Annotated in this window: 20 protein-coding genes and 3 pseudogenes; 6 read left to right on the top strand and 17 right to left on the bottom strand. The window is 64.9% G+C overall.

All coding sequences use genetic code 11. The features are described from left to right. Positions 1 to 73: 73 nt before the first annotated feature. Positions 74 to 694: a hypothetical protein gene (locus tag ACQPZ2_RS36805; protein ID WP_433522618.1), complete on the bottom strand. Its 621-nt coding sequence runs from the start codon at positions 692 to 694 to the stop codon at positions 74 to 76. Positions 695 to 1,306: 612 nt separating this feature from the next. Here ACQPZ2_RS36805 and ACQPZ2_RS36810 point away from each other — a divergent pair. After that, the gene (locus ACQPZ2_RS36810; protein WP_433522619.1) at positions 1,307 to 1,741 is read left to right on the top strand and encodes a hypothetical protein; all 435 of its coding nucleotides are present in this window, start codon (positions 1,307 to 1,309) and stop codon (positions 1,739 to 1,741) included. On the opposite strand, the pseudogene ACQPZ2_RS36815 reads toward ACQPZ2_RS36810, so the two are convergent. Next, positions 1,732 to 2,436 (bottom strand): annotated as a pseudogene (locus ACQPZ2_RS36815) (TetR/AcrR family transcriptional regulator C-terminal domain-containing protein). The gene ACQPZ2_RS36810 and the pseudogene ACQPZ2_RS36815 overlap by 10 nt on opposite strands. Before the next feature lie 69 nt (positions 2,437 to 2,505). Here ACQPZ2_RS36815 and ACQPZ2_RS36820 point away from each other — a divergent pair. Then, the gene (locus ACQPZ2_RS36820; RefSeq protein WP_433522620.1) at positions 2,506 to 2,784 is read left to right on the top strand and encodes a hypothetical protein; all 279 of its coding nucleotides are present in this window, start codon (positions 2,506 to 2,508) and stop codon (positions 2,782 to 2,784) included. Positions 2,785 to 3,122: 338 nt separating this feature from the next. On the opposite strand, the gene ACQPZ2_RS36825 is transcribed toward ACQPZ2_RS36820, so the two are convergent. The 4 genes and pseudogenes from ACQPZ2_RS36825 to ACQPZ2_RS36840 all read right to left on the bottom strand — a co-directional run bounded on the left by ACQPZ2_RS36825 (position 3,123) and on the right by ACQPZ2_RS36840 (position 5,068). Continuing rightward, positions 3,123 to 3,911 (bottom strand): lysostaphin resistance A-like protein, encoded by a 789-nt coding sequence (locus tag ACQPZ2_RS36825; protein WP_433522621.1) that lies wholly within the window; start codon positions 3,909 to 3,911, stop codon positions 3,123 to 3,125. A gap of 155 nt (positions 3,912 to 4,066) precedes the next feature. Next, complete coding sequence (locus tag ACQPZ2_RS36830) at positions 4,067 to 4,393, bottom strand: MerR family transcriptional regulator (protein ID WP_433522622.1); 327 nt, start codon at positions 4,391 to 4,393, stop codon at positions 4,067 to 4,069. Then, positions 4,390 to 4,746, bottom strand: coding sequence for a DUF1048 domain-containing protein (locus ACQPZ2_RS36835; RefSeq protein WP_433522623.1), 357 nt, complete (start codon positions 4,744 to 4,746; stop codon positions 4,390 to 4,392). Before ACQPZ2_RS36835 ends, ACQPZ2_RS36830 begins: the two co-directional genes overlap by 4 nt. 2 nt (positions 4,747 to 4,748) lie before the next feature. Further along, a pseudogene (locus ACQPZ2_RS36840) lies at positions 4,749 to 5,068 on the bottom strand (PadR family transcriptional regulator). Between the two features lie 417 nt (positions 5,069 to 5,485). Here ACQPZ2_RS36840 and ACQPZ2_RS36845 point away from each other — a divergent pair. Beyond that, a complete protein-coding gene (locus ACQPZ2_RS36845; RefSeq protein ID WP_433522624.1) occupies positions 5,486 to 6,349 on the top strand; it encodes an alpha/beta fold hydrolase in 864 nt (287 codons plus the stop codon). 34 nt (positions 6,350 to 6,383) lie between these two features. Here ACQPZ2_RS36845 and ACQPZ2_RS36850 read toward each other — a convergent pair whose 3' ends face one another. From ACQPZ2_RS36850 to ACQPZ2_RS36880, 7 genes are all read right to left on the bottom strand, one after another. Next, positions 6,384 to 7,856, bottom strand: a complete 1,473-nt coding sequence (locus ACQPZ2_RS36850; protein ID WP_433522625.1) for a cation:proton antiporter domain-containing protein — start codon at positions 7,854 to 7,856, stop codon at positions 6,384 to 6,386. Positions 7,857 to 8,026: 170 nt separating this feature from the next. Continuing rightward, entirely contained in the window at positions 8,027 to 8,377 is a 351-nt protein-coding gene (locus ACQPZ2_RS36855) for a DUF190 domain-containing protein (protein ID WP_433522626.1), read from the bottom strand. A gap of 351 nt (positions 8,378 to 8,728) precedes the next feature. After that, on the bottom strand, positions 8,729 to 9,055 hold the full coding sequence (locus ACQPZ2_RS36860) for a DUF1048 domain-containing protein (protein ID WP_433522627.1): 327 nt from the start codon (positions 9,053 to 9,055) through the stop codon (positions 8,729 to 8,731). A 1-nt stretch (position 9,056) separates the two neighbouring features. Then, complete coding sequence (locus tag ACQPZ2_RS36865; RefSeq protein WP_433522628.1) at positions 9,057 to 9,413, bottom strand: DUF1048 domain-containing protein; 357 nt, start codon at positions 9,411 to 9,413, stop codon at positions 9,057 to 9,059. Continuing rightward, entirely contained in the window at positions 9,410 to 9,718 is a 309-nt protein-coding gene (locus tag ACQPZ2_RS36870) for a PadR family transcriptional regulator (protein WP_433522629.1), read from the bottom strand. The genes ACQPZ2_RS36865 and ACQPZ2_RS36870 overlap by 4 nt, the downstream gene beginning before the upstream one ends. Positions 9,719 to 10,998: 1,280 nt before the next feature. Continuing rightward, positions 10,999 to 11,646: a TIGR03085 family metal-binding protein gene (locus ACQPZ2_RS36875; protein WP_433522630.1), complete on the bottom strand. Its 648-nt coding sequence runs from the start codon at positions 11,644 to 11,646 to the stop codon at positions 10,999 to 11,001. A gap of 50 nt (positions 11,647 to 11,696) precedes the next feature. Then, positions 11,697 to 11,897: a hypothetical protein gene (locus ACQPZ2_RS36880; RefSeq protein ID WP_433522631.1), complete on the bottom strand. Its 201-nt coding sequence runs from the start codon at positions 11,895 to 11,897 to the stop codon at positions 11,697 to 11,699. Between the two features lie 270 nt (positions 11,898 to 12,167). Here ACQPZ2_RS36880 and ACQPZ2_RS36885 point away from each other — a divergent pair, with 270 nt between their 5' ends. Together ACQPZ2_RS36885 and ACQPZ2_RS36890 are read left to right on the top strand one after the other, a co-directional pair. Continuing rightward, positions 12,168 to 13,112: an NADP-dependent oxidoreductase gene (locus ACQPZ2_RS36885; RefSeq protein WP_433522632.1), complete on the top strand. Its 945-nt coding sequence runs from the start codon at positions 12,168 to 12,170 to the stop codon at positions 13,110 to 13,112. Beyond that, positions 13,099 to 14,129, top strand: a pseudogene (locus ACQPZ2_RS36890) (IS1380 family transposase); the annotation flags it as partial. The gene ACQPZ2_RS36885 and the pseudogene ACQPZ2_RS36890, both read left to right, overlap by 14 nt. A 183-nt stretch (positions 14,130 to 14,312) precedes the next feature. Here ACQPZ2_RS36890 and ACQPZ2_RS36895 read toward each other — a convergent pair. Genes ACQPZ2_RS36895 through ACQPZ2_RS36910 form a run of 4 tightly spaced genes read right to left on the bottom strand, consistent with a single transcriptional unit; the run spans position 14,313 to position 18,500 of the window. Then, entirely contained in the window at positions 14,313 to 14,777 is a 465-nt protein-coding gene (locus ACQPZ2_RS36895) for a nitroreductase family deazaflavin-dependent oxidoreductase (RefSeq protein WP_433522633.1), read from the bottom strand. Positions 14,778 to 14,813: 36 nt separating this feature from the next. Continuing rightward, a complete protein-coding gene (locus ACQPZ2_RS36900; protein ID WP_433527620.1) occupies positions 14,814 to 17,165 on the bottom strand; it encodes an ABC transporter permease in 2,352 nt (783 codons plus the stop codon). A gap of 5 nt (positions 17,166 to 17,170) precedes the next feature. Next, entirely contained in the window at positions 17,171 to 17,911 is a 741-nt protein-coding gene (locus ACQPZ2_RS36905) for an ABC transporter ATP-binding protein (RefSeq protein WP_433522634.1), read from the bottom strand. After that, on the bottom strand, positions 17,886 to 18,500 hold the full coding sequence (locus ACQPZ2_RS36910; protein WP_433522635.1) for a TetR/AcrR family transcriptional regulator: 615 nt from the start codon (positions 18,498 to 18,500) through the stop codon (positions 17,886 to 17,888). Before ACQPZ2_RS36910 ends, ACQPZ2_RS36905 begins: the two co-directional genes overlap by 26 nt. Positions 18,501 to 19,223: 723 nt before the next feature. On the opposite strand from ACQPZ2_RS36910, the gene ACQPZ2_RS36915 reads away from it, so the two are divergent. Further along, complete coding sequence (locus tag ACQPZ2_RS36915) at positions 19,224 to 19,952, top strand: class I SAM-dependent methyltransferase (protein ID WP_433522636.1); 729 nt, start codon at positions 19,224 to 19,226, stop codon at positions 19,950 to 19,952. The last annotated feature ends 124 nt before the right edge of the window (positions 19,953 to 20,076 follow it).

A 20,076-nucleotide genomic window follows, 5' to 3' on the forward strand; every position in this document is an offset into this window, starting at 1 on the left:
ACCGAAATCCATTGCAGCGCCATAGATTCAGACCTCATCGAGCGCCACTCAACTGTTGTCCACGGCACCGGTGTCATCGCTTCGAGCGCTGGAGCATCCACTGGGTGATGGCCGCGACCGCCGCGATCATCGATGCACCGCAGGCGATCAAGGCGGCACCGGTGAAACTGGTGGTGGAATATCCGGAGGAACGAACACCCGGCAACATCAGGTCACCGCCGGAAAAGGCCCACTGAATCCAGGAACCCACTTGGCCACCCGCGTCCCAACCGCGAGAGGTCATGTCCAACAAGTCCGAGGCTCGGCTATTCAGGTTACGCATGGCCAGCGGCACGAAAACCGCCACCGCAATACCGGAAGCGACCGATGTCCGATACAGCGCCGCCTTACGGAGTCGGAGATTGGTCACCACCACCGTCACCATCACGAAGATCGCGGCTGTGGTGAGGATGGCCCACGTGCCACTGATATCAGCCGTGGTCGGACCGGATCCCGACCACGCCATCAGGTAGCTGGTGGTGGCCTCGATCCGGCCGAAAGCATCGGCCCGAGCGGACCCGTCGGGTCCGGTGACGGTGATCCAAGGCCGGAACAGCATGACCAGGGTGACCAGGTTCGCGGCAGCGGCCACCAGATAACCCGAGTTTCCGCGTACCGACGCTGCCCATCCATCCGGCAGAGCCCACTGCAGCACTCGCGAAGCAGACTGCAGCGCTCGCGTCCGGGGGATGGTCCGTGTGGTTTTCGCGACACGAGAAGATTCACGCAACTGCCAAGGCGTCGGCTGAATCATCTCAGCAACCACTCGGAAACGTCGACCGAAGCCGATGGACATCTCCGTCCGTGATGCACACGTGCCCGCCGCCGAAAAGTCCCTGATGCCAGACCATCTCAGCATGCTATGAACGGGTTGGCACCCTCATTGCGCTCCATACGAGGCTTTTACCGCAACTCGGATAGACCGATGAATTCCTTGATGAATTCCTTGCAGCCAACCGCTCGGCATTGCCGACTACCGATCGTTCGCCGGGCCACCAAGTGCCTCGGATCGAGATGAGAAGTCCTCCAGGCGCATTCGACACGCGCGTTGCACGGACAACAAACCCGCGATCCGCCCGGGTTCACGGATTGAGCCAAGTTGAGATACTGGCTAGGCTCGTTTTGAACTTAGTTCAAATCGATTCGGGGAGACTGCATGTCTGTTGCCGTGGTGATCGCAAGCCTGTTGCAGGTGGGTTGGCGGGAATGTTCTTTGTGATGCTGGGCGCCTACCGGACTGCTGGGCCGCTTGCGCAGGGCGCGGCGGATGCGGCGGCGGCGCGGCAAGGGGTGGCGCCGGAGGTGCTCGCCGAGCACGGGGTCCGGTTGGACGAAGGACGAGGGGCTTTTCATCGCGGGATATGCGATCGCGGCGGTGCTGACCGTGCTGGCAGCACTCGATCTAGCCGGTATCGGGACCGGACGGGTGTTGTCGTGGGTGGTGGAGCCATTGGTTCTGCTCGGGGTCGGTTGGGTGACCACCATGCAGGTGTTCGCGATGCGAATGACGGTGTCCGCGTTCGCGAAACTCGACGATCCGCGAGTGCGGGGGCTCGACATCCGCACGGTGCTGCAGGCCGCGGTCGATGCCCTGCCGTCGTGGTGTCGACCGGCGATCGTGGCACGGTGGCTGCTGGCGACCGTGGGCTCGCTCGCGGTGATCGTTCTGCTGACTCTACCTTCGGCCGACCGCTACTTCTGATAATCCAGCCGGGCCTGCAGGCCATCGAGCACGGTGCGCAACCCGAACTCGAAACCCGTATCGGCGGGCAAGGTTTCAACGGTCTCGGGTGCCGCGGCTTCCAGCCGGGCCCGAAGTCGGGGGAATTGCCGCGCAGTCTCGGTGATGTAGGCGAGTACCTCGGCCTGGCGTGCGTCTTCGTCGACACCCGCACGTCGCGTCCGGGCCTGCTAGGCGCGTTCGGCGGCCGAGCCATGCGCCGCGCCGATGACATACATCAGCACGGTCGCGGCGGCATGGTCCGCGTCCGGCCCGGTGAACCCCGCACACTCGAACACCGCCAGGCAGCATTCGTCGAACCGGGCTTTGCCCGGACCGTAGATCAGATGCGTGCTCATGGCGGGCAGCAGCCAGAAATGGCGGCCGAGCATCGCGTGCACCTCGCGCGCCAACTTCGCAGCGGCCGAACGCCATTTGGTGACCGCGGGGTCGGGCAGTTCGATCTCGCGCCAGACCAGGTCCGCGGCCAGGGTGACCAACTCGTCCTTGTTCTTGACGTAGTAGTACATCGCGGTGGACGCCACGCCCAGCCGAGTACCGAGCCGGCGCACGTTCAAACCGGCCACGCCCTCGGCGTCCAGCACCGCGACCGCCGCGGTGACGATCTGTTCCCTGGTCAACGTCTCTCGCGGCACAACCGCCACCGTACCCAGCACCAACTCCGACTCGGCGGATCGAACCGCAGTGGCTTCCCGGACCGGCGCCCCGCGGATAGGGTGGCTGTCATGACCGATGCCGAGCTGTCCGATCTTCGGGCCAGGACTGCTGCCGGTGACACGGACGCGGCCGACGAACTGGTCGAGCTGGCTGGTGAGCGTGGCGATATGGATGAGCTGCGGCGTCTGGCAGCTGACGGAAACGGCGATGCGGTCGACCAGCTCGTCGAGTTGGCGTCCGAACGAGGCGATGTCGCCGAGTTGCGGCGGCTCGCAGCCGACGCCAACAGCGATGCTTCCGACATTCTGGCCGAACTCACCGAAGAGCAGCGCGACGACACGGAATAAGCGCCGGTGATGCTCGGCCGTTGCTCTCGGCTGCGGGCTGGCTTGACGCAAAGTTGTTGCGGCTCAGCGACTTTTGCGAGGCCAGGTGCTCAGGCACGGGGTTGTCCTGTGCCAGTGCGGAGATGATTACCGCGGGCCGGGTTACGGTGTGGCCGAGGAATAGGAGCCAGCCAAACCACAACAGCGCCTTGGTGGTCCGCCCGCTGCACCTACGGTCTAGCTGAGGCAACCGCACCCGCTGGATGCGGGCGGCGCCGGCCCGCTGATCCAGTCGCCGCCGACGGCGAGGCGGTTGCGGGTTCACGATGCCCCAGATTGCGTGCGGCTCCTGCTGGGTCTCAGATGAGGTTCAGCGCAACGGCGATGGTGCCGAGCGTCGCCATGATCGAGGTCACGCCGACGTGCATCCCGATCGACAGCCGGATGTCTTTGTTCCGCCAGGCGAACCAGAATCCCGGGAACATGAAGATCACCCGCGACACGAACACCCACGGCGTCCAGAAGTGGTACAGCGAGAACAAGACCGCGCTGACCACCGGCGCCCAGCCGCCCAGGTGGGTGATGCGGGGCAGCAGGAAACCGCGGAAGTACAACTCCTCGATGAGTGGGAGGGAGATTCCGGTCAGCGGCAGGCATATCAGCATCGTGGTGAGCCTGATCGAGTACGAGTATCCGTCGAGGAATGCGGTGGCACTGCCGGCGCCGTCCGTATACGGGACCCATGCGAAGAAGTGGTCGAGGAAGAAGCGGTTCACCGGCATCAGCGCGAAGCTCAGCACCATCATCCATACGATGAGCGGAATGACCATCGCCACCAGCTTCCCGCGCGGGACCGGCTTGTCGGTGTAGTGCAGCACGCCGCGCAGCGAGAAATGGCCGTTGCGCATGCGGCCCAGCCACAGCAGCCCCACCAGGACCGGGATCAGAACCACGCACAGGGCGATCGCCCAGCCCATGAGGACCGGATAACCGATGGCCTCGACGAACGGCTCCCCGATGAGCAGATAGACGGCGACGACCAGGGCGCCGGGGACAAGATGCAACGCGATCGACAGCGGCAGGCAGTGGCGGTCACCCAGCAGCCGCGCGGCTATTCCGTTCGGTCGAGTGTCTTCAACGGCGCGCATGACAAGAATTCCTCTAGAGGCAGGATCGGACGGCTTCGGCCAGGCTCGACGCCCTCGGGTCGTCGGGCCGGAGGTCCCAAGGTTGGTGGGCGGATTCCACAGCGGCTCCTATCCGCGTATTCGGTTGGGGCACAATATGCTTCGAGTGCCGTGGCTCAGTGGGGGTTGCTGAGGACGTGCTCGACGTGGGCGAGATAGTCGAGCAGATCCCCGATTTCGGCCAGCGGCACACCCGCTCCGGCCAGTGTCCGGACCTGCACCAGCCGCATCAGCTCGGCAGCTCGATATCGCCTGTGGCCGGAGCCGTCGCAGTCCGGTTCGTCGACCAATCCGTACTGGTGGTATTGCTGCACCGTCGTCACCGTGACGCCGACGAATGCCGCCGCTTGGCCGATCGTGAACCCGTCCCGCGCGACATGCAGTGCCTCGCAGGACTTCTCCAAACCCTGCACGGGGATCGCCAGGGTTTGCTGTGTCGTCATCGAACGGCCCTAATTTCTCTTCCGGTGGCGCGTTCACTGGCGTTGATCAGCCGTTCCCGTTCACGGTTGCGCCACGAATCCTCCCCGTAGTTCTGCGCGAACGTCTCGATGAACTCCACGGGCCCCTCCCCGACGACCTCGCGGAGCGGGGTTCGATCCGCGGCGCTCTGTTCGAATAGATGGGCAAGATCCTCGAACATCGGAACGCCGCCACCCGGACCAGAGCTCGTCTGGTACCGCTCGAAAGCCTCGACTGCCGCGCGATGGCTCTGCGGAAGCTGTCGCACGCGCGCCCGATACTGCCGCCATCGCCGCTTATCACCGAGATCGCCGATTACCTTTTCGACGAACATGATCACTTGCTCCCTTCTTGGAGCTGTTCGAGCCGTTCGGAGAGGAAGCTCCAGGTCCGCCAGAACTCGTCGAGATATTCCTGGCCCTGAGCGTTGAGGGAATACACCTTGCGCGGCGGCCCCTTCTCCGACGGGATCTTCTTTACGTCGACCAGGCCCCTCTTCTCGATCCTGACGAGCAGGGCATAGACGGGATATCCGAGAAGCCCTGCTCCCGCAGCCACGCCGTGATCTCATAGCCGTACGCCGACCGCACGGCCAGGATTGCCAGAACGATGCCCTCCAGCGTGCCCTTGAGCATCTCCGTTATCTGCTTGCCCATGGACCACCTCCTCGCACTACTCAGTGTTGCCGACTACCAGTAGATAGTAACACTGAGTAGTGGTGGCGCAAGACGCTCGCTGTCCAGCGAAAGTCAGGGGTTCGGTAAGAGCACAACGACGTTTCGGGTAGCGTCCGGTCGAGCGGCTCCGGGGAACGGACCGAGGCCGATGTCCAAGGTCAGCGCCACCGGCCGAATCCCGATGCCACACCTGTCGCGAACTGTTGCAGTCTCGCGAAAGTTGCTGAGCCGCAACAACTCTGCTTCAAGACCAGCCCGCAAACGAGACCAACGGTTCGCTGAACTACCGGTCCCTCGACTGAGCAAATCAGCGGCAATACGGCGCGTTCGAGAGCAGTAGGCATCTGGGTGCGCGTTCGCTGGACGAATCACGAGCCCGGCGCGCACACTGGCGCGATGCAGACTGCCTACAAGAGCGCACGTGGTCAGCGCGCGGTCCAGCGGTGGTGCGCGCAGGCCATATCGCGAGCGAACTTTCCGCTGACCACGACCGCCATCGATACCAGCGTCGGACGGATTCAGCTCACCTCTGCCGGAACCGGAACGCCACGAATCGTGGTGGTGCCGGGCACCGGATTCAATGCCGCAGTGGCCTTGCCTTGGCTCCAGGCGTTTTCGGCACATTGGCCGAGCGTGATCGTGGATCTTCCCGGTCAACCCGGTCTCAGCGACCCGCGCCGGCCACGCCGAGCCCGGCTGCCCTGGTACGGCCAGGTGCTCGATGAAATTCTGACCGTCGCACAGCTGGATGACGTTGTACTGGTGGGCAATTCGCTGGGTGCGGCAGTGGCTCTCGCCGCTGACTCGGCTCGCATCACGGCACGAGCGTTGATCTCCCCCGCCGGCTACATCCGACTCACCGTGAACCCGAAAGTCGCTGTGGCTTCCGCCATTTGGATGCTACATCCCAGCACGGAACACACACGCGACATGCTGCGGTGGTTCGTCGCTCCCGGCGAGGAACCACCCGAGACCGAGGTGGAATGGATGACTCTCATGGCCACCAGCTGTCGCACCACTCTGGCCCCACCACCTCTGCCAGCGGATGTGCTGGCCGACCGCGCCGATAGCCCCTGCGTGGTCGCTGTCGGCGAGCACGACCGGTTCCTGCCACCTCGCCGACTGGCCCCGGCAGTCCAGCGCACCATGAACGTCGACCCGCACATCATCGCCGGCATGGGCCACCTGACCACCCCAGCCCACCTCGACGAGGTGGTAACACTCGTAGCCGAGGTCGCACCGCGACCGGGCGGCGCATGAGTGGGCGGAATCGCTCGCCGTCCACCCCGGCAGGTTATCCAGCGGTTCGGCCGAAGAGTTTGGCCACATCGGTAACCGATTCCGGTTCGGCGAGCACCAGGATTTCGTCACCGGCGTGCAGGACGGTATCGGCGGTGACGGTGACCAGCCGCCCATGCCGGATCAGCACGCTCACCCACAGATCATCCGATGGCAGGTCGTTGACGGTGCTGCCGTCGGCCGTCGCCCCGGGAGCAATGGTGAACCGGTGCAAGCTGTTCGGCTCCTCTTCGAAGCGGGCGTTCATACCCCAGGGGCGTGGGTTGACCGATTCCAGGGGAATGCTCAGGCGGCGGGCCAGGGCGGTCACCGTGCCGCCCTGCACGATGACGGAGAACGCGACGACGACGAAAATGATGTCGTATGCGCGCGCGGCGTCGGGGACACCGGCCTGAAGGATGAACACGCCCAACAGAATCGGTACTGCGCCCTTGAGGCCGGTCCAGCAGATGAACAACCGCTCGCCACGGGTGAGATCGGTGCGCCACAGCAGGACTGCGACCAGCAGTGGGCGAATCACGATGGCCAGCAATGCCGCCAGGCAAAGCCCGATCCCCAACGCGTTGCCCCCGGTGATCCCGTGCGGGCCGGTGATCTGGATAGTCAACCCCAGCATGACGAAAGCGACGATCTCGGCCAGATTCGCCAACGCGGAATGAAACCGCTCGATCTCGACCTTGTACGGGGCACGCTGGTCACCGACCACGACGCCCGCGACCAGCACCGCCAAGAATCCGGACCCATGGGCGATGGTGGTGAGCGCGTAGATGGCGAATACGCACATGAGCACGCGCACCGAATACAACCCGGCCGCGGGCAGCAGGATGCTGCGCATAAGCCAGAGCAGCCCCAACCCGCCGAGGACGCCGATCGCCGCGCCGATGACCAGTTGCGTTGTGAATGACCAGGCGACGGAAACGGCTGCGGCGCCGGTGAATTGACTGGTGCTCAGCAGCACGACCAGCAGCGCGATGCCGACCGGATCGTTGGCGCCTGATTCGCCCTGCAGTAGCACGCCGCTGCGTCCACCGATCTGCCTACGACCGAGCACGGAGAACACCACGGCCGGGTCGGTCGGTGACAGCGCGGTGGCCAGCAGCAGCGCGATGCGCCAGTCCAGGCCGAACAGCAGGTGCGCGGACGCGGCAACCGCCAGCGCGGTAAGCAAGGTACCGGTCGCGCCGAGCCACAGGATGGCTCCCGCGTTGGCACGTACCCTGCGCCAACCGAGCTGCATACCGCCGTCGAAGAGGATGACCACCAGCGCGATGGTGACCACCCGCTCCACCTGCAGGATCGGTACCTCGGTCAGCGGTGTCCAGATATCGGAGGCCACGGCGGCTCCGATCAGGAACAACGCCGATGCCGGTATGGGAAAGCGCTCGACAAAACGGTGTGAGAGCACCGCAGCGAGTCCGACTCCGGCGACGATGATCAGCGCGGTCGCGAAGGGCAGCACATCGTTCATCGGAGCCGACCGATGCCTTGCCCTGCCACCGAGTACTCCTTCTGATTCCGGCGATGAAACATACGTCGCCGACCAGACTTCCCGGCACACCCGTACCAACCTTAACGGTCCGGAATCCTGCCGTGGCAGCGAATTTCCGCCGGGGCGGTGGACCTGCTCGTGTCGCCCGGCTACGGAGCGCGATCGGCATTCCCCGCGTAGCGGATCAGCATGTCGACCGGGTCCAGCGTGACCAGGCCGTTGGTGACGATCTCGTCGATCTGCGGCAGGAACCGTTGGATGCTGTCCTCGGCATCGACGATGATGATCGCCACCGGGAGGTCCTTCGACGGGGCGAAGAAGCGGCGGCTGTGAATACGGTAGGTGGTGCCGTAGCCCTCCATCCCGCGAAACACCGACGCCCCCGCCAGTCCGGCCGCATGGGCACGCCGCACGATCTCCCGCCACACCGGCTCCCGATGCCAGGTGTCACCATCACCGACGAAGATCGACAGCCGCAACGCCTTGCCCACAACCCGCATTCGCGCTCACCCTATCCCGGACACCCGATAGGCCCGTCGCGGCCCTGACAACGCTTTACCGCGTGCTTCGATCCAACTCCCCGCTGCGGTGCGTAATCAAGGAATTCGAACCCCGGCCGCGAGTGTCATACGCCTTCTTTACAGGCCCCAGACCTCCACACCCGCGATGATCAGAGCGCCATCCGGGCCACCATTCAGCACTGCTGTCGACAGCACGACGCGTGGTGGCGCTCAGACCCGACCACAGCCGACCGCCAGGCCCGTCCCCACCGCCAGAAATGACGCCCCTCAAACGGAAAATCCCTGGTCAGCTCCTGACTCAACCACAGATGGACAGCGAGACAATGGAGATCAGTTCATTCCGTTACCGACTTCCTTGCGGACAGACTCCTGATAGATAGCGGCATAGGTCGGTGAGTCTTTTATAAGGTCATCACAGAAAGCCGCGACATCATCGCCAATGAGTTCCATGACTCCTTTGTCGGCCGCGACTCCTTCCTCGAAGAAATCGAGAATCCCCGAGAGCAAGCTCCCGTCGACCAGCTCGACTGGCCCGATCTTGAAAAAGTACTTCTGAATCTCCTTGTAGACAATCTGGTAATCGGGTGGGAGCGCCTTGACTCGCGCCATGTGCGCCCGCCACTCTCTCTTACCTTCGATGATGTCGCGGATGCCCACTTTACCCTCCTAGCCGGCCCAGTTTCTTTGCAACGTTCTTGTTCAGCTGCTCGCGCCACTTGTCGCGATAACTCTTGGCTCCTTCTTCGCCGGCAATCGCCGTACAGAAGCCTTTGATGTCGTCGCCCAATGCCTCGTGGACACTCTGACCATCCGACGCTGTTTCCTCGAGCAGCCCTAGAGTGCCGTCGAGAATCGGCATCAAGTTTCGGCCCGTGCAGCCCGAGTAGGGGAAGAGATGGATCTTGATCTCTTCCCACGCCGTTTGATACTCGGTCGGGAGGGCCTTGGCTCGAGCTTCGAAGGCTTTATATTCCCTGGTGAGATCGTTGCCTGTGATTGTCTCCCAGAAGTTCATTTCTCGTTTTCCTTGAGCTCATTGATGCGCGATGAGACGTATTCCCATTTCGCCCAGAATGTCGCTAGTTCTCTGCGTCCCGCGTCGTTGAGTGCGTAAAATTTGCGCGGCGGGCCGACTTCGGAAGATCGTTTGGAAACATCGACCAGTCCATTTTTCTCCAACCGCAGCAGGATGGCGTAGATCGTCCCTTCGATGACGTCTGTGAAACCGAGTTCATTCAGCCGGCGCGTGATGGCGTAACCATATGTCTCCTCGGTGTCGATGATCTCGAGGACGCAGCCTTCGAGCGTACCTTTCAGCATCTCCGTCAAATTGTCCGTAACAGCCCCTCTCTCGACAGGAATACGCTATTCAGTACTACTGAGTAGTACTAGACTGTATCACAGAGTAGGCAGTGAGACTGCCCTTCGCCCGACTCGGAGGGGTCGCCCCGGAGCGGCCGTCGATCGCAGTGGAGGGTGGACGGCAGGCTCCGTCACACCCCCTCACCCGAGTCGAACGAACCCTCGGTTACGCAACCGCCCGCACATACGCCGACCACCACACCTGAAACAACGGCACCACCGCCACCCCATATGAAAGCCAACCTCCACGAAATCGCCGCAGCACGCGCAGCACTTACCCAAGAACCCCCACCCCCTACTCACTGCCGAACCCCGCCACAATCACCCCCTAACCACCACGGTGCCGGTCGCCCACAACACGCGACCGGCACCACAATCAACAACATTCCGATCAATGATTCCGCCCATGCCACAACCTGTTTGAAGCAGGCAACAGACCGAAACCAAGCCAATCGACAGAACGCGACGACGGCCTGCCACTCAGCTACTTCCACCGAGGCAGCGAAAACTGTTACAGCTCAATAGAATACAACGCCTACAACAAGAAAGAATGATCTGTGCTACGCTCCAGCGCCGCACAATAGAACCACTCGCGCACACATTTGCACCAATATTCTTGCTCCCGCGTGTTCAAATCCCCCCTCGTGCATTACTCGAGCACGTCCCCCCGCGCTTGTGCAGTCAGACGTCGGCCCAGCTGAGACAGCAATGCCGCTCGCAGCACACATTTTCGTCACCGGTGACACATCTGCGTGTGCGAGTAGAAGTTCACTCACCCTCTGCCCCACGGAAACGGCACAACTGAGGCGGACACGTGCGCGAGCGCTCCCCCGCACCACCCGTTGACACACGGCATTGCACCGTTGAGCCAACCGGAATGTTTGCTGGGCAGCGTCGAGGACCACATGCCACCTGATCGAGACACGCCGATCAGGCGACGGAAGGGCTATGGGGCACTTCGATCAGCGACGGGCATGTGATTGAGATCGCTGCCGCCGAGCGGGTGGCCGCGATCGGGTCGCAGGTTCCCATTCGCCGGAATCGAGTTCGGCCGCCATGAGAACTACCGCCCGCTCCGAAATCACTGTCCGCCATGGACACGATCACACCCGAATGCTCAACCAGCAAAGCGACCGCCATCACCCTGGGCATCGGCCGGTGGAACGCGTGCAGCAGTACATCACCGATGGTGATGCCCCGCCCTTGCGGGAACCTCCCACCTCCCGCGCGAGAAGGATCTACATCCCGAAGTGTGTGTGACGGACGATCGCAACAGCGTCCGCCGGTCCGTGCAGTTCCACCTGTGCCGCCGCCCGGCGCCCGAAGAGGTACAGCAGGACCTCACCCGGCGCGCCGCCGAGCCGAACGGTGGGCTCGGCATTCCGGATCATCACCCGTTCGCCAGTTCCCGCCCATACGATCTCGAGTCCGACCTCGCGCAACCGTCGGCTCAAATAGCGGCCACCTCGACGAACATTCCGCCACAACGCCTCATCGAACGCTGGCGTCAGGGTGTCGCGAGGGCCGAGTCCGTTGGCCCTGCGCACGTCTTCATGGTGGACGAAGAACTCGTTCAAGCTCGGGAAGGAGCGGACCCACCCGATGCGGAAGAACCCAGGGGGTGGGCCCGACCGAAGCCGCGCAACGAGCCACCCGAACTCTGCGCGCCCGGCGAGGCGCACTCTGCGCCGCTCGGCGAACCGTTCGAACGGCCCGGGAAGGACCAGGCACAGACCCGCAACGGGATCCCTCTCACGCAACACGAGATGGGCGGCCAGATCTCGCGTGGTCCATCCGGCGAGGAGCGTAGGCGCTTGCGCTCCGAGTTCACCAAGAAGATCGCATAGCGCAATACGCTCCTGTGCGTCGAACGGCAGGTCCCGCATGACATCAATGATGGCAACGCGATTCGGCTGCACAACCCAGCGGGGCCACGTCAGCCGCACATCCGCTGTTGGAACCGGTGATGCGCGCCGGACGACGCATCGCTGCTGCGGACGGCGTCGCGATGTGCCGCGACCGCTTCGAAGCCGACCTCGTGCAACTGCCCGACGCGGCGCGCGATCTGCCTGTTCACTTCGCGCCTGTAGCCGAGATCACGCCGCAGCTGCGGTTGCTCACCGCCGAGGTTCAGCACCAAGCCCGGCGGCGGACCGCACGAACCCGGCCGCGTGTAAGCGCGATGCGGCGCGGAAGGAAGCTTTCGATGCGTCCTGGGTATTTGGGCCCGGCGATCTCCCCCCCAATGACTCCCGTGGTTCGTGCATGTTCATGATCGACCTCCCAACACGCGATAAGGGCTATATAAGTCCAGTCACCAGGCATTTATCATGGCAGATGGACGAATTAGCCCAGAGAATCGTCCAGAAAGTGTGGCGGCGAGGACCGGATACAGGGGAGGTGCCAGATGAAAGCGATCGTGGTGACGGACCAGGTCGCCGGAACGGCCGGGATGAAGCTGGTGGAGCGGCCCGAGCCGCAGGCGGCGAGGCTCGCCAGCCTCTCGGGCGCGAGCTACGGCGATGTAGTCGTTGAAGTTCATGCGTCGGGATTCACCTGGGATGAGCTGGAGTGGCCCTCGACCTGGACCGACCGCCTCGGCCGTGACCGGACGCCGTCGATCCCCGGGCACGAGCTGGCCGGAGTGGTCAGCACTCTCGGCTATGGCACGACGGGGCTGTCGGTGGGACAGCGGGTGTTCGGCCTCACGGACTGGACTCGCGACGGCACGCTGGCGGAGTACGCAGTCGTCGAGGCACGCAACCTCGCGCCGCTGCCGGGTGACGTCGACTTCGCGGTGGGCGCGGGCGTCGTGATGCCGGGCCTGACCGCGTGGCAGGGACTGTTCGAGCATGGCCGCCTCCGGGCGGGGCAGAGCGTCCTGGTGCACGGTGCGGCCGGCGCGGTCGGTTCGATGGCGACGCAGCTCGCCTGCGAGGCCGGCGCCTATGTCATCGGCATCGGACGCGCTGCCGGCCGTCAGACGGCGCTCGACTTCGGCGCGCAGGAGTTCGTCGACCTCGAGAACGACTCGCTGGAAGACGTCGGCGGAGTCGATCTGGTATTCGACGTCTTCGGCGGAGACATCGGGAGGCGGTCCGCAGGCCTGATTCGGACCGGAGGAACGCTGGTGACCATCGCCGGGCCGCCCGAGGCGCGGCCCGCCGACGGCCTGGCGATCGACTTCGTTGTCGTGCCCGATCGCGCCCAACTGAGTGAGATTGTCCGGCGGGTGCGTGACGGACGACTGCGGACGAACATCGGCAACATCGCGACCCTTGACGATGCCGTAGCCGCCTTCAACCCGACCAAGCGGGCCAAGGGGAAGACGATCATCCGCGTTCGCCCGTAAGGACTCGGCGACGCGATCGCCGGGCAGCAGATCGGCTCCCGATCACGGCATCGATGTCGAACACCCGCTGATCATCGACGTGGATGCGACCGTGACGATCTCGCATTCGGAGAAGGAATGTGCGACACCGACATTCAAGATAACCTTCGGCCATCACCCGCTGGGATCGTGGGTCGACCACGCCGCCCCACCGGCACCGGTGAACCTCTTGTAGTGATGCTGCGAGCCGGCAACGCCGGCTCCAATACCGTCGGCCGACCACAAACAGGTACTCAACCAGGCTCTCCGATAGTTACCATGGCAGCCCGGCTACCGAGTCGGCCGGAAAGTGCTGGTGCGCACCGATTCCGGTGGCGGCACCCACGAATTCACCGCCTACTGCCACAATCGGCACCTGCAGTATTCCGTCGGATTCGGGCTGATTTACGCCACGGCCGCCGCAGTCGATCTCATCCCCGCCGACGCGTGGACAGAAGCCTACGACGCCGACGGGAAGGTTCGTGACGGGGCGTGGGTGGCGGAGCTGACCGGGCTGATCGACCTGAGCCAGTGGCCGCCGGGCATGCGCGTAATCGTGCGGAAAGAGCGCCCGCACCCTGGCGCCCAATTGCGGTTCACCGACCGCGACGGCCTGCGGTTAACGCGATCGCCACCAACACCCGCCGCGGGCAGCTGCCCGATCTGGAACTCCGGCACCGCCGACGCGCCCGCTGCGAGGACCGCATCCGCAATGCGAAGGACACCGGTCTGGCCAACCTCCCACTGCAGGGGTTCGAGCAGAACCGGATCTGGATCGAGATTATCTGTCTGGCAACAAAACTCACCGCCTGGATGCAGATGCCCGCCCTGCACGACCACCCCGCACGCCGCTGGGAACCCGAACGGTTTCGGCTGCGACTGTTCTGCGCCAAGGCCCGCGTCGCCCGCCACGCACGCCGAACCCACCTCCGATTCTCGGCCCACTGGCCCTTCACCGAACTGATCCTGACCGCACTGGCCCGCCTGATACCCGGCTGACCAGCACAAAATCGCCCTAGCCAGAGGAGAGGACCAACCACTCCGGGACAGTGGAACCCGGCAGCCGACTCGCTGAACGGGCCACGAATCATGCCGTTCTGCGGCCGGAACGCCGCAAAACACCAACCCGACCCGTCAGGCCAGCACGTCAGCCCCACGAAAGATCCGAGCTAGGGGCACAAGCTATCCGGTGACCAGCCGAACCATCGGAAGGGTATTCACCGGTGTGCCCGTGGCCGCTTCGATAGTGCCGCGCAACATGGTCCACGCCTTGGGATGATGGTCGATGTAGCGTTCGAGCGCCAGCGCGGATTCATCGGCTGTCATCGGTGTCGCGATCGCGGACACCTTGCGGCGGAATCCGATGGAGATCCGCACATGCGGGTTCGCGGTGATATTGCGGTACCACTGGGCGCCGACGCCGAATCCGGAGACCACAACGTACGTAGCGGATTCGGGATGATCGACCACCTCCAAGGTGACGTATCGGCGAACGCCGGTCCGTCGTCCTGTGTGCTCCAACATCAACAGCCGCGATCCGAACAGGAATCCGAGGCCGACCCGGTAGAGGATTATCGGTGCTCGGACCACCCATCGGGTTCGCAGCGCGCGAGCGCCGAATCTTTCGGTTCGGCTGGGAGAGACCATCGCTCATGCTCCTTCGGTGATGATGTCGGTCGGGTGTCATTGGGCTCGTTCGCGCACGACGTGGGCGATGTCGATGTGTTGGACCAGGCGCGCCGCCGGCAGCTGTGACAGTCCGGCGGCGGCCAGCACCGCCGCGACGGCGAGCACGGGCGCGGCGACGCCGAAGGCGAGGTCGAAGGTGAACATGTCGCTGGTGAACGAGCGCAGCAATGCCCAGGCCGCGAAATATCCGGCGACCAGTCCGAGCGGGACGGCCAGCAGTGTCGCGGTGAGGTTTTCCGCGGCCAGCGACGCGGTGAGCCTGCGCACGGGCACGCCCGCCGCGCGAAGGGTGGCCAGTTCGGTGGTGCGTTCGGCGAGGTTCACCGTCATGGTCACGTAGATGACCGTGAAGGCGAGCACCGTGCCGAAGATCAGCATCGCTGCGATGAACGCCCAGAACAGCCCGAGGAACCGGTCGAGCTGGTCCTGCATGGCGTGGGAGTCGTTGTAGGCGATGACGCCGGGTAGCTCGGTTACCGTGGCGCGCAAGGCGTCTCGATCGGCGTTCGCGGTGAAGCGCAGCAGGTAGCCGCGCAGTCCGGCGCCGCCGATGTCCGTGACGGTCGCGTCGGTGGCGTAGGCGTAGGTTCCCAGCGGCTCATCGAGCAGACCCGTCAACTGCTCGGCTTTCGGCAGACCACCCGCAGGGGTGACGGTGAGAGTATCGCCGACCGAGACTCCGAGCTGCTTGGCCACCGCGGCCCCGGCGAGGATGCCCGTGTCGGGCAATGCCACGGTGCCGCCACCGTGTGCGCGGAAACCGTGCATCGTGGTGTCGGGCAGCAATCCGGTCAGTGTCGTCGAATACGAGCGCCCACCCGCGGACAATGTCACCGGTGTGAGACCGGTGGGCTCGACGGCGGTGACGCCGGATATCGAGCGCAGTTGGGTGGCAAGCTCGTTCGACGGATCCGAGGTGATCACCGTGGCGTCCTCGCGTTCGATCTCGTCGAATTGGATGTGCAGTGCCGAGCGCATGCTGGTGAGCATGCCGAGCGAGGCCAGGATCAGGACCAGCGCGAGTACGGTCCCGGTCATCGTCGCCACCGTGCGGCGGCGGCCGCGCGCCAAGGAGCGCAGCGTCATTCGCGCGACCACTGGTACCCGGTGCCAGCGTGCGCTCGACCGGGACCATCGCCCTGCGCGCGCCGGGCGCAGGCCGTCGCCGCGCATTGCCGCGGCGGGCGCGATGCGTGCCGCGGCCACCGCCGGGGCCAGGCCCGCCGCGACCCCGGTGAGCAGGCCGAGCAGCACGGCGACGATCGCGGTCGTCGGCCGGTGCTCGACGACGGTGTCGGGAATCCCGACCGCCTCGGTGTAGGCGGCGGTCACCGCCGAGGTGGCCAGGAACCCGCCGAGTACACCGAACACCGTGCCCGCGAGCACCATCCCCAACCCGTAGCCGACGTAATGGCTGATGACCGTGCGCCGGCGTGCGCCCATTGCCAGCAGCGTCCCGATGATCGGCCGCTCGGCGAGCACCAGCCTGGTGATCAACACGTATTCCGCCACACCCGCCGCGACGAGGAACAGCGCGGGAAAGGCGACCGCGAGTTCGGAGAAGCCGCTGAGATCCTCGTGCAGGGCCGCGTTGGAGGGCTGATCGGCCCTGGTCTGCACGTCGAGGGCCCCGGTGTCGCACAGCAGCCGGGTGACCTGGTCACGCTCGGATGCCGTTGCCCCGGAATTCATTTCGACGAGGGTCTGATCGGGGCCGGGACGTCCGGACAAGCGCGTCACCTCGTTCTGGGGCGCGAACACGACCGCGAAGCCGTGCGGGTCGCCGAGCACTTCCTGGCGGCTGCGGGCTGGCCACAGGTACTCCGATGACCAGGCGATGCCCGACACCGTGACGGTATGCCAGCTCGTGCCGTCGAAGGTGCGCACCTGGCTGCCCGCGTGCAGGCCGAATGTCTGTGCCGCGTGATGCTCGACAAGCACCTCGTCCGGATAGGCCGGATCGGGCAATCTCCCTGCGGCCAGGCTGATCTCGTTCACGCCCGCGGACCCGGTCAGGCCCACGATCCTGCCCAGCAGTTTCGTGCCGCCGATCGACATCGCCGTATGGGCTTGGGTGCGTACGGCGACGCGCGCCACACCGGGTGCCCCTCGTAGAGCGTCGGCGATTCGCGCCGGATTTCCCCCGGTGGCGGTGAAGTCGGCGAAGTGCAGGCGAGCGTAGGTCTGCTGGTAGGAGGTTTCGAGGTTACGGAAGGAGTCGTAGCTGGCCACGAACAGCAGCACGCCGAGCAGCACGGTGACAGCGACCGCCGCGACCTGCGCGGCACGGCGGCGCAGATCGCGCAGGATCTTCGTCGCGAGCACCCGGTTCGACACCATGAACATCGCACTCACCACCGAATGGTCGCGGCGGCAACCGGATTCGCGTTCACCTCGTCGGCGACGACACGACCGTCGCGCATGTGGATCACCCGATCGGCGATGCCCGCTGCCACCTCGTTGTGGGTGACCATGACAACACCGCGACCGGCCCGGCTGGTCTGCTGCAGAAGTTCGAGCACGCCCCGCCCCGTGGCCACATCCAGCGCGCCGGTCGGCTCATCTGCCAGCAGCAGGTCCGGATCAGTCGCCAGCGCCCGCGCGATCGAAACACGCTGCTGCTGACCACCCGACAGCTGCGACGGGAAGTGATCGGCGCGGTCGGCGAGTCCGACCGCGGCCAGCAACGTCCGCACGCGGCGGCGATCGCCACGGCCGGTCAACTCGACAATGACCTCGACGTTCTCGCGCGCGGTCAGGGTCGGGATCAGGTTGAAGAACTGGAATACGAATCCCACGTGATCGCGCCGGAATTCCCCCAGGGTGGCCGGGTTCCGGCCCGAGATGTCTTGTCCCGCGACAACGATCGATCCGGAGTCGGCCGCTTCGATGCCGCCGATGATATTGAGCAGTGTGGTTTTTCCCGAACCGCTCGCCCCCAGGACCGCGACCAGCTCGCCCGGTCTGACGTGGAGGTCGACGTCGGTCAGCGCGTGGACCGCGGCCTCGCCTGTGCCGTAGGTCTTGTTCACTGCTCGCAGTGTTATGCCGCCGCGGCGGCGAGCATCACCGCTGGTGTCTGTCCGATCCATCCGAATTCGCCTCGCTCGCTTGGTTTTCGGTCAACCCTGCCGCGCGAAGCAGCGGGCCGGTCATATCCACTGCGCCCAGACTCGGATCGATCAGGCGGTGCAGGATGAGTCCGTCCAGCAGCGCCGCGACCACCGCGGCGGTCGCTTCGGGATCGGTCACCGCGCCGTTGGCGCGGAACCAATTCGCCATCGCCGCCCGCGCCTCGGCCACCAATCGGCCGAGTTCGATACGCAGCCGCTCGTGCCGCGTGGCCGCCAGCATCATCTCCGTCATCGCCACCGTGACCGGATCGGCCGCTGTGTAGGAGGCGATGGCGGCGAGCATTCCGCGCATCGCCTCCGGCCCGGGAAGCGCCAGCACACCGGCCATCACCGACTCGTACTCCCGCCGCGCGGCGGACACCGCGGCATCGATCAACAGGTCGGTTACCGAGTGGAAGTGATAGTGCACCACCCCGGGACGCACCCCGGCGCGCTCGGCCACCATGCGAGTGCTCACCGCACCCCAGCCATGTTCGGCGACGAGTTCGATCGCCGCCGCCATCAGGCGGGCGCGGGTTTCTCGACCTTGTTCGGTTGCGGTTACCACCGGACCTCCGATTGGACGATCACCTTGGGCGTATGTCCAAACTACGCCCATCAATTGCACTATGCAATAGTTTCCTACTACCTGCATCTGATGGCAGAGCACCCCCAGCGCATCGAGTGCGTGATTTGACAATATGGAGGCACGCTCGCCGGCAAGTCGCGAAGGCGGCCGATCACAGTGTCAGCCGCGGTATTGGTGGCCGGCGCGTCATCGGGTACCGGACAGGCGATAGCGCGAAGGTTCGCCGAACGCGGCTTCCGCGTGGCCGAAACCAGTAGACACCTGCGGCTGGACCCGACCGTCACGATGGTCCGACTGGATTGCCGGTCCGAAGAATTGGTGCGTCACTGCGTCACCGAGGTGACTGATCGTCTCAAACCGGTCGACATGCGTATCCGTCCGCGCGGTTCTCGGACGATCGGTGTCTCGGGTCCGCCACCCGCGTTCGGTTGCGGACCTGACCGTCCGAATCGAATATTCGGATACGCCGCGCTAGCGCTATCGCGTCGGAGTCGATGCCACACGCTGCCGTCAGTCCTCCCGTTGCTGCGGAGATGGCTGTCCGAAACCGCGCCATGCCGAATCCACCGACACTGCAAGACCGCACGAGAGTGTCAGCGGCTGAACCGCACGAAAGCGTCACTAGGAGACGACGCCCTGACGCCGCCGGGTAGCGTCGATGATGGGTAGATGACCACCAGATCGCGGGCCCAGTCTTTCAATATGGCCGCCGCCGAGTATGCGGCCAGCCGACCTTCTTATCCGCCTGAGCTTTTCGACGCGATCGAAGAACTCGCAGGCCACAGTTTGACGGGTGCGCGCGTCGCCGATGTCGGCGCGGGCACCGGGATCGCCACCGCGCTGCTGGTTGGGCGGGGAGCCGAGGTCACCGCGGTCGAGCCTGGTGCGGAGATGGCCGCTGAGTGTCGTAGCCGGGTCCCGGGCGTGCTGGTCGTGCGTGGAGACGGCAACGCTCTCCCACTCGCGAGCACTTCACACGACTTCGTCACCTACGCGCAATCTTGGCAGTGGACCGACCCGGCGGTTTCCGTGCCCGAGGCGCTGCGTGTATTACGTGGCGATGGTGCACTGGCGATCTGGTGGAACACCACGGCGTTCGATGTGCCGTGGATCCACGCGCAGCACCTGCGCATCGCCCACCACTGCGGGACGAAACCCAGGCCCGCCGCGCGCCCGGACGACGCCGAAGCCATCCGGCTTGCGGGCCTGACAGGTCTGCGCGTCGCGCGGTGCCAGATGCGCTGGTCCCGCACGGTCTCACTGGACACGCATCTGGCCAACATCGGTAGCCGCTCGGCGTGCCTCGTTCTCGACGAAAGCCGACGGCGTGCCCTTCTTGCAGACGAACACAGGCTGCTGAGCACTGCTTTCCCGGATGGCACCATCGAGGAGACCTATCTGGTCGACATGTTGGTGGGCACCCGCCCGTGAGCATGGGCCGAGCCTCTGGCACACGAAACGAGATCTTGTCGCAGACCTCCCCATCCCCCGCTGTCCGATGAGCCGCATGCCGCCCCCACTGTGGCCGCCGTCGCGGCAAGCTGCTGTCCGACCG

The organism is Nocardia pseudovaccinii, from assembly GCF_050942345.1.
GTDB lineage: Bacteria > Actinomycetota > Actinomycetes > Mycobacteriales > Mycobacteriaceae > Nocardia > Nocardia pseudovaccinii.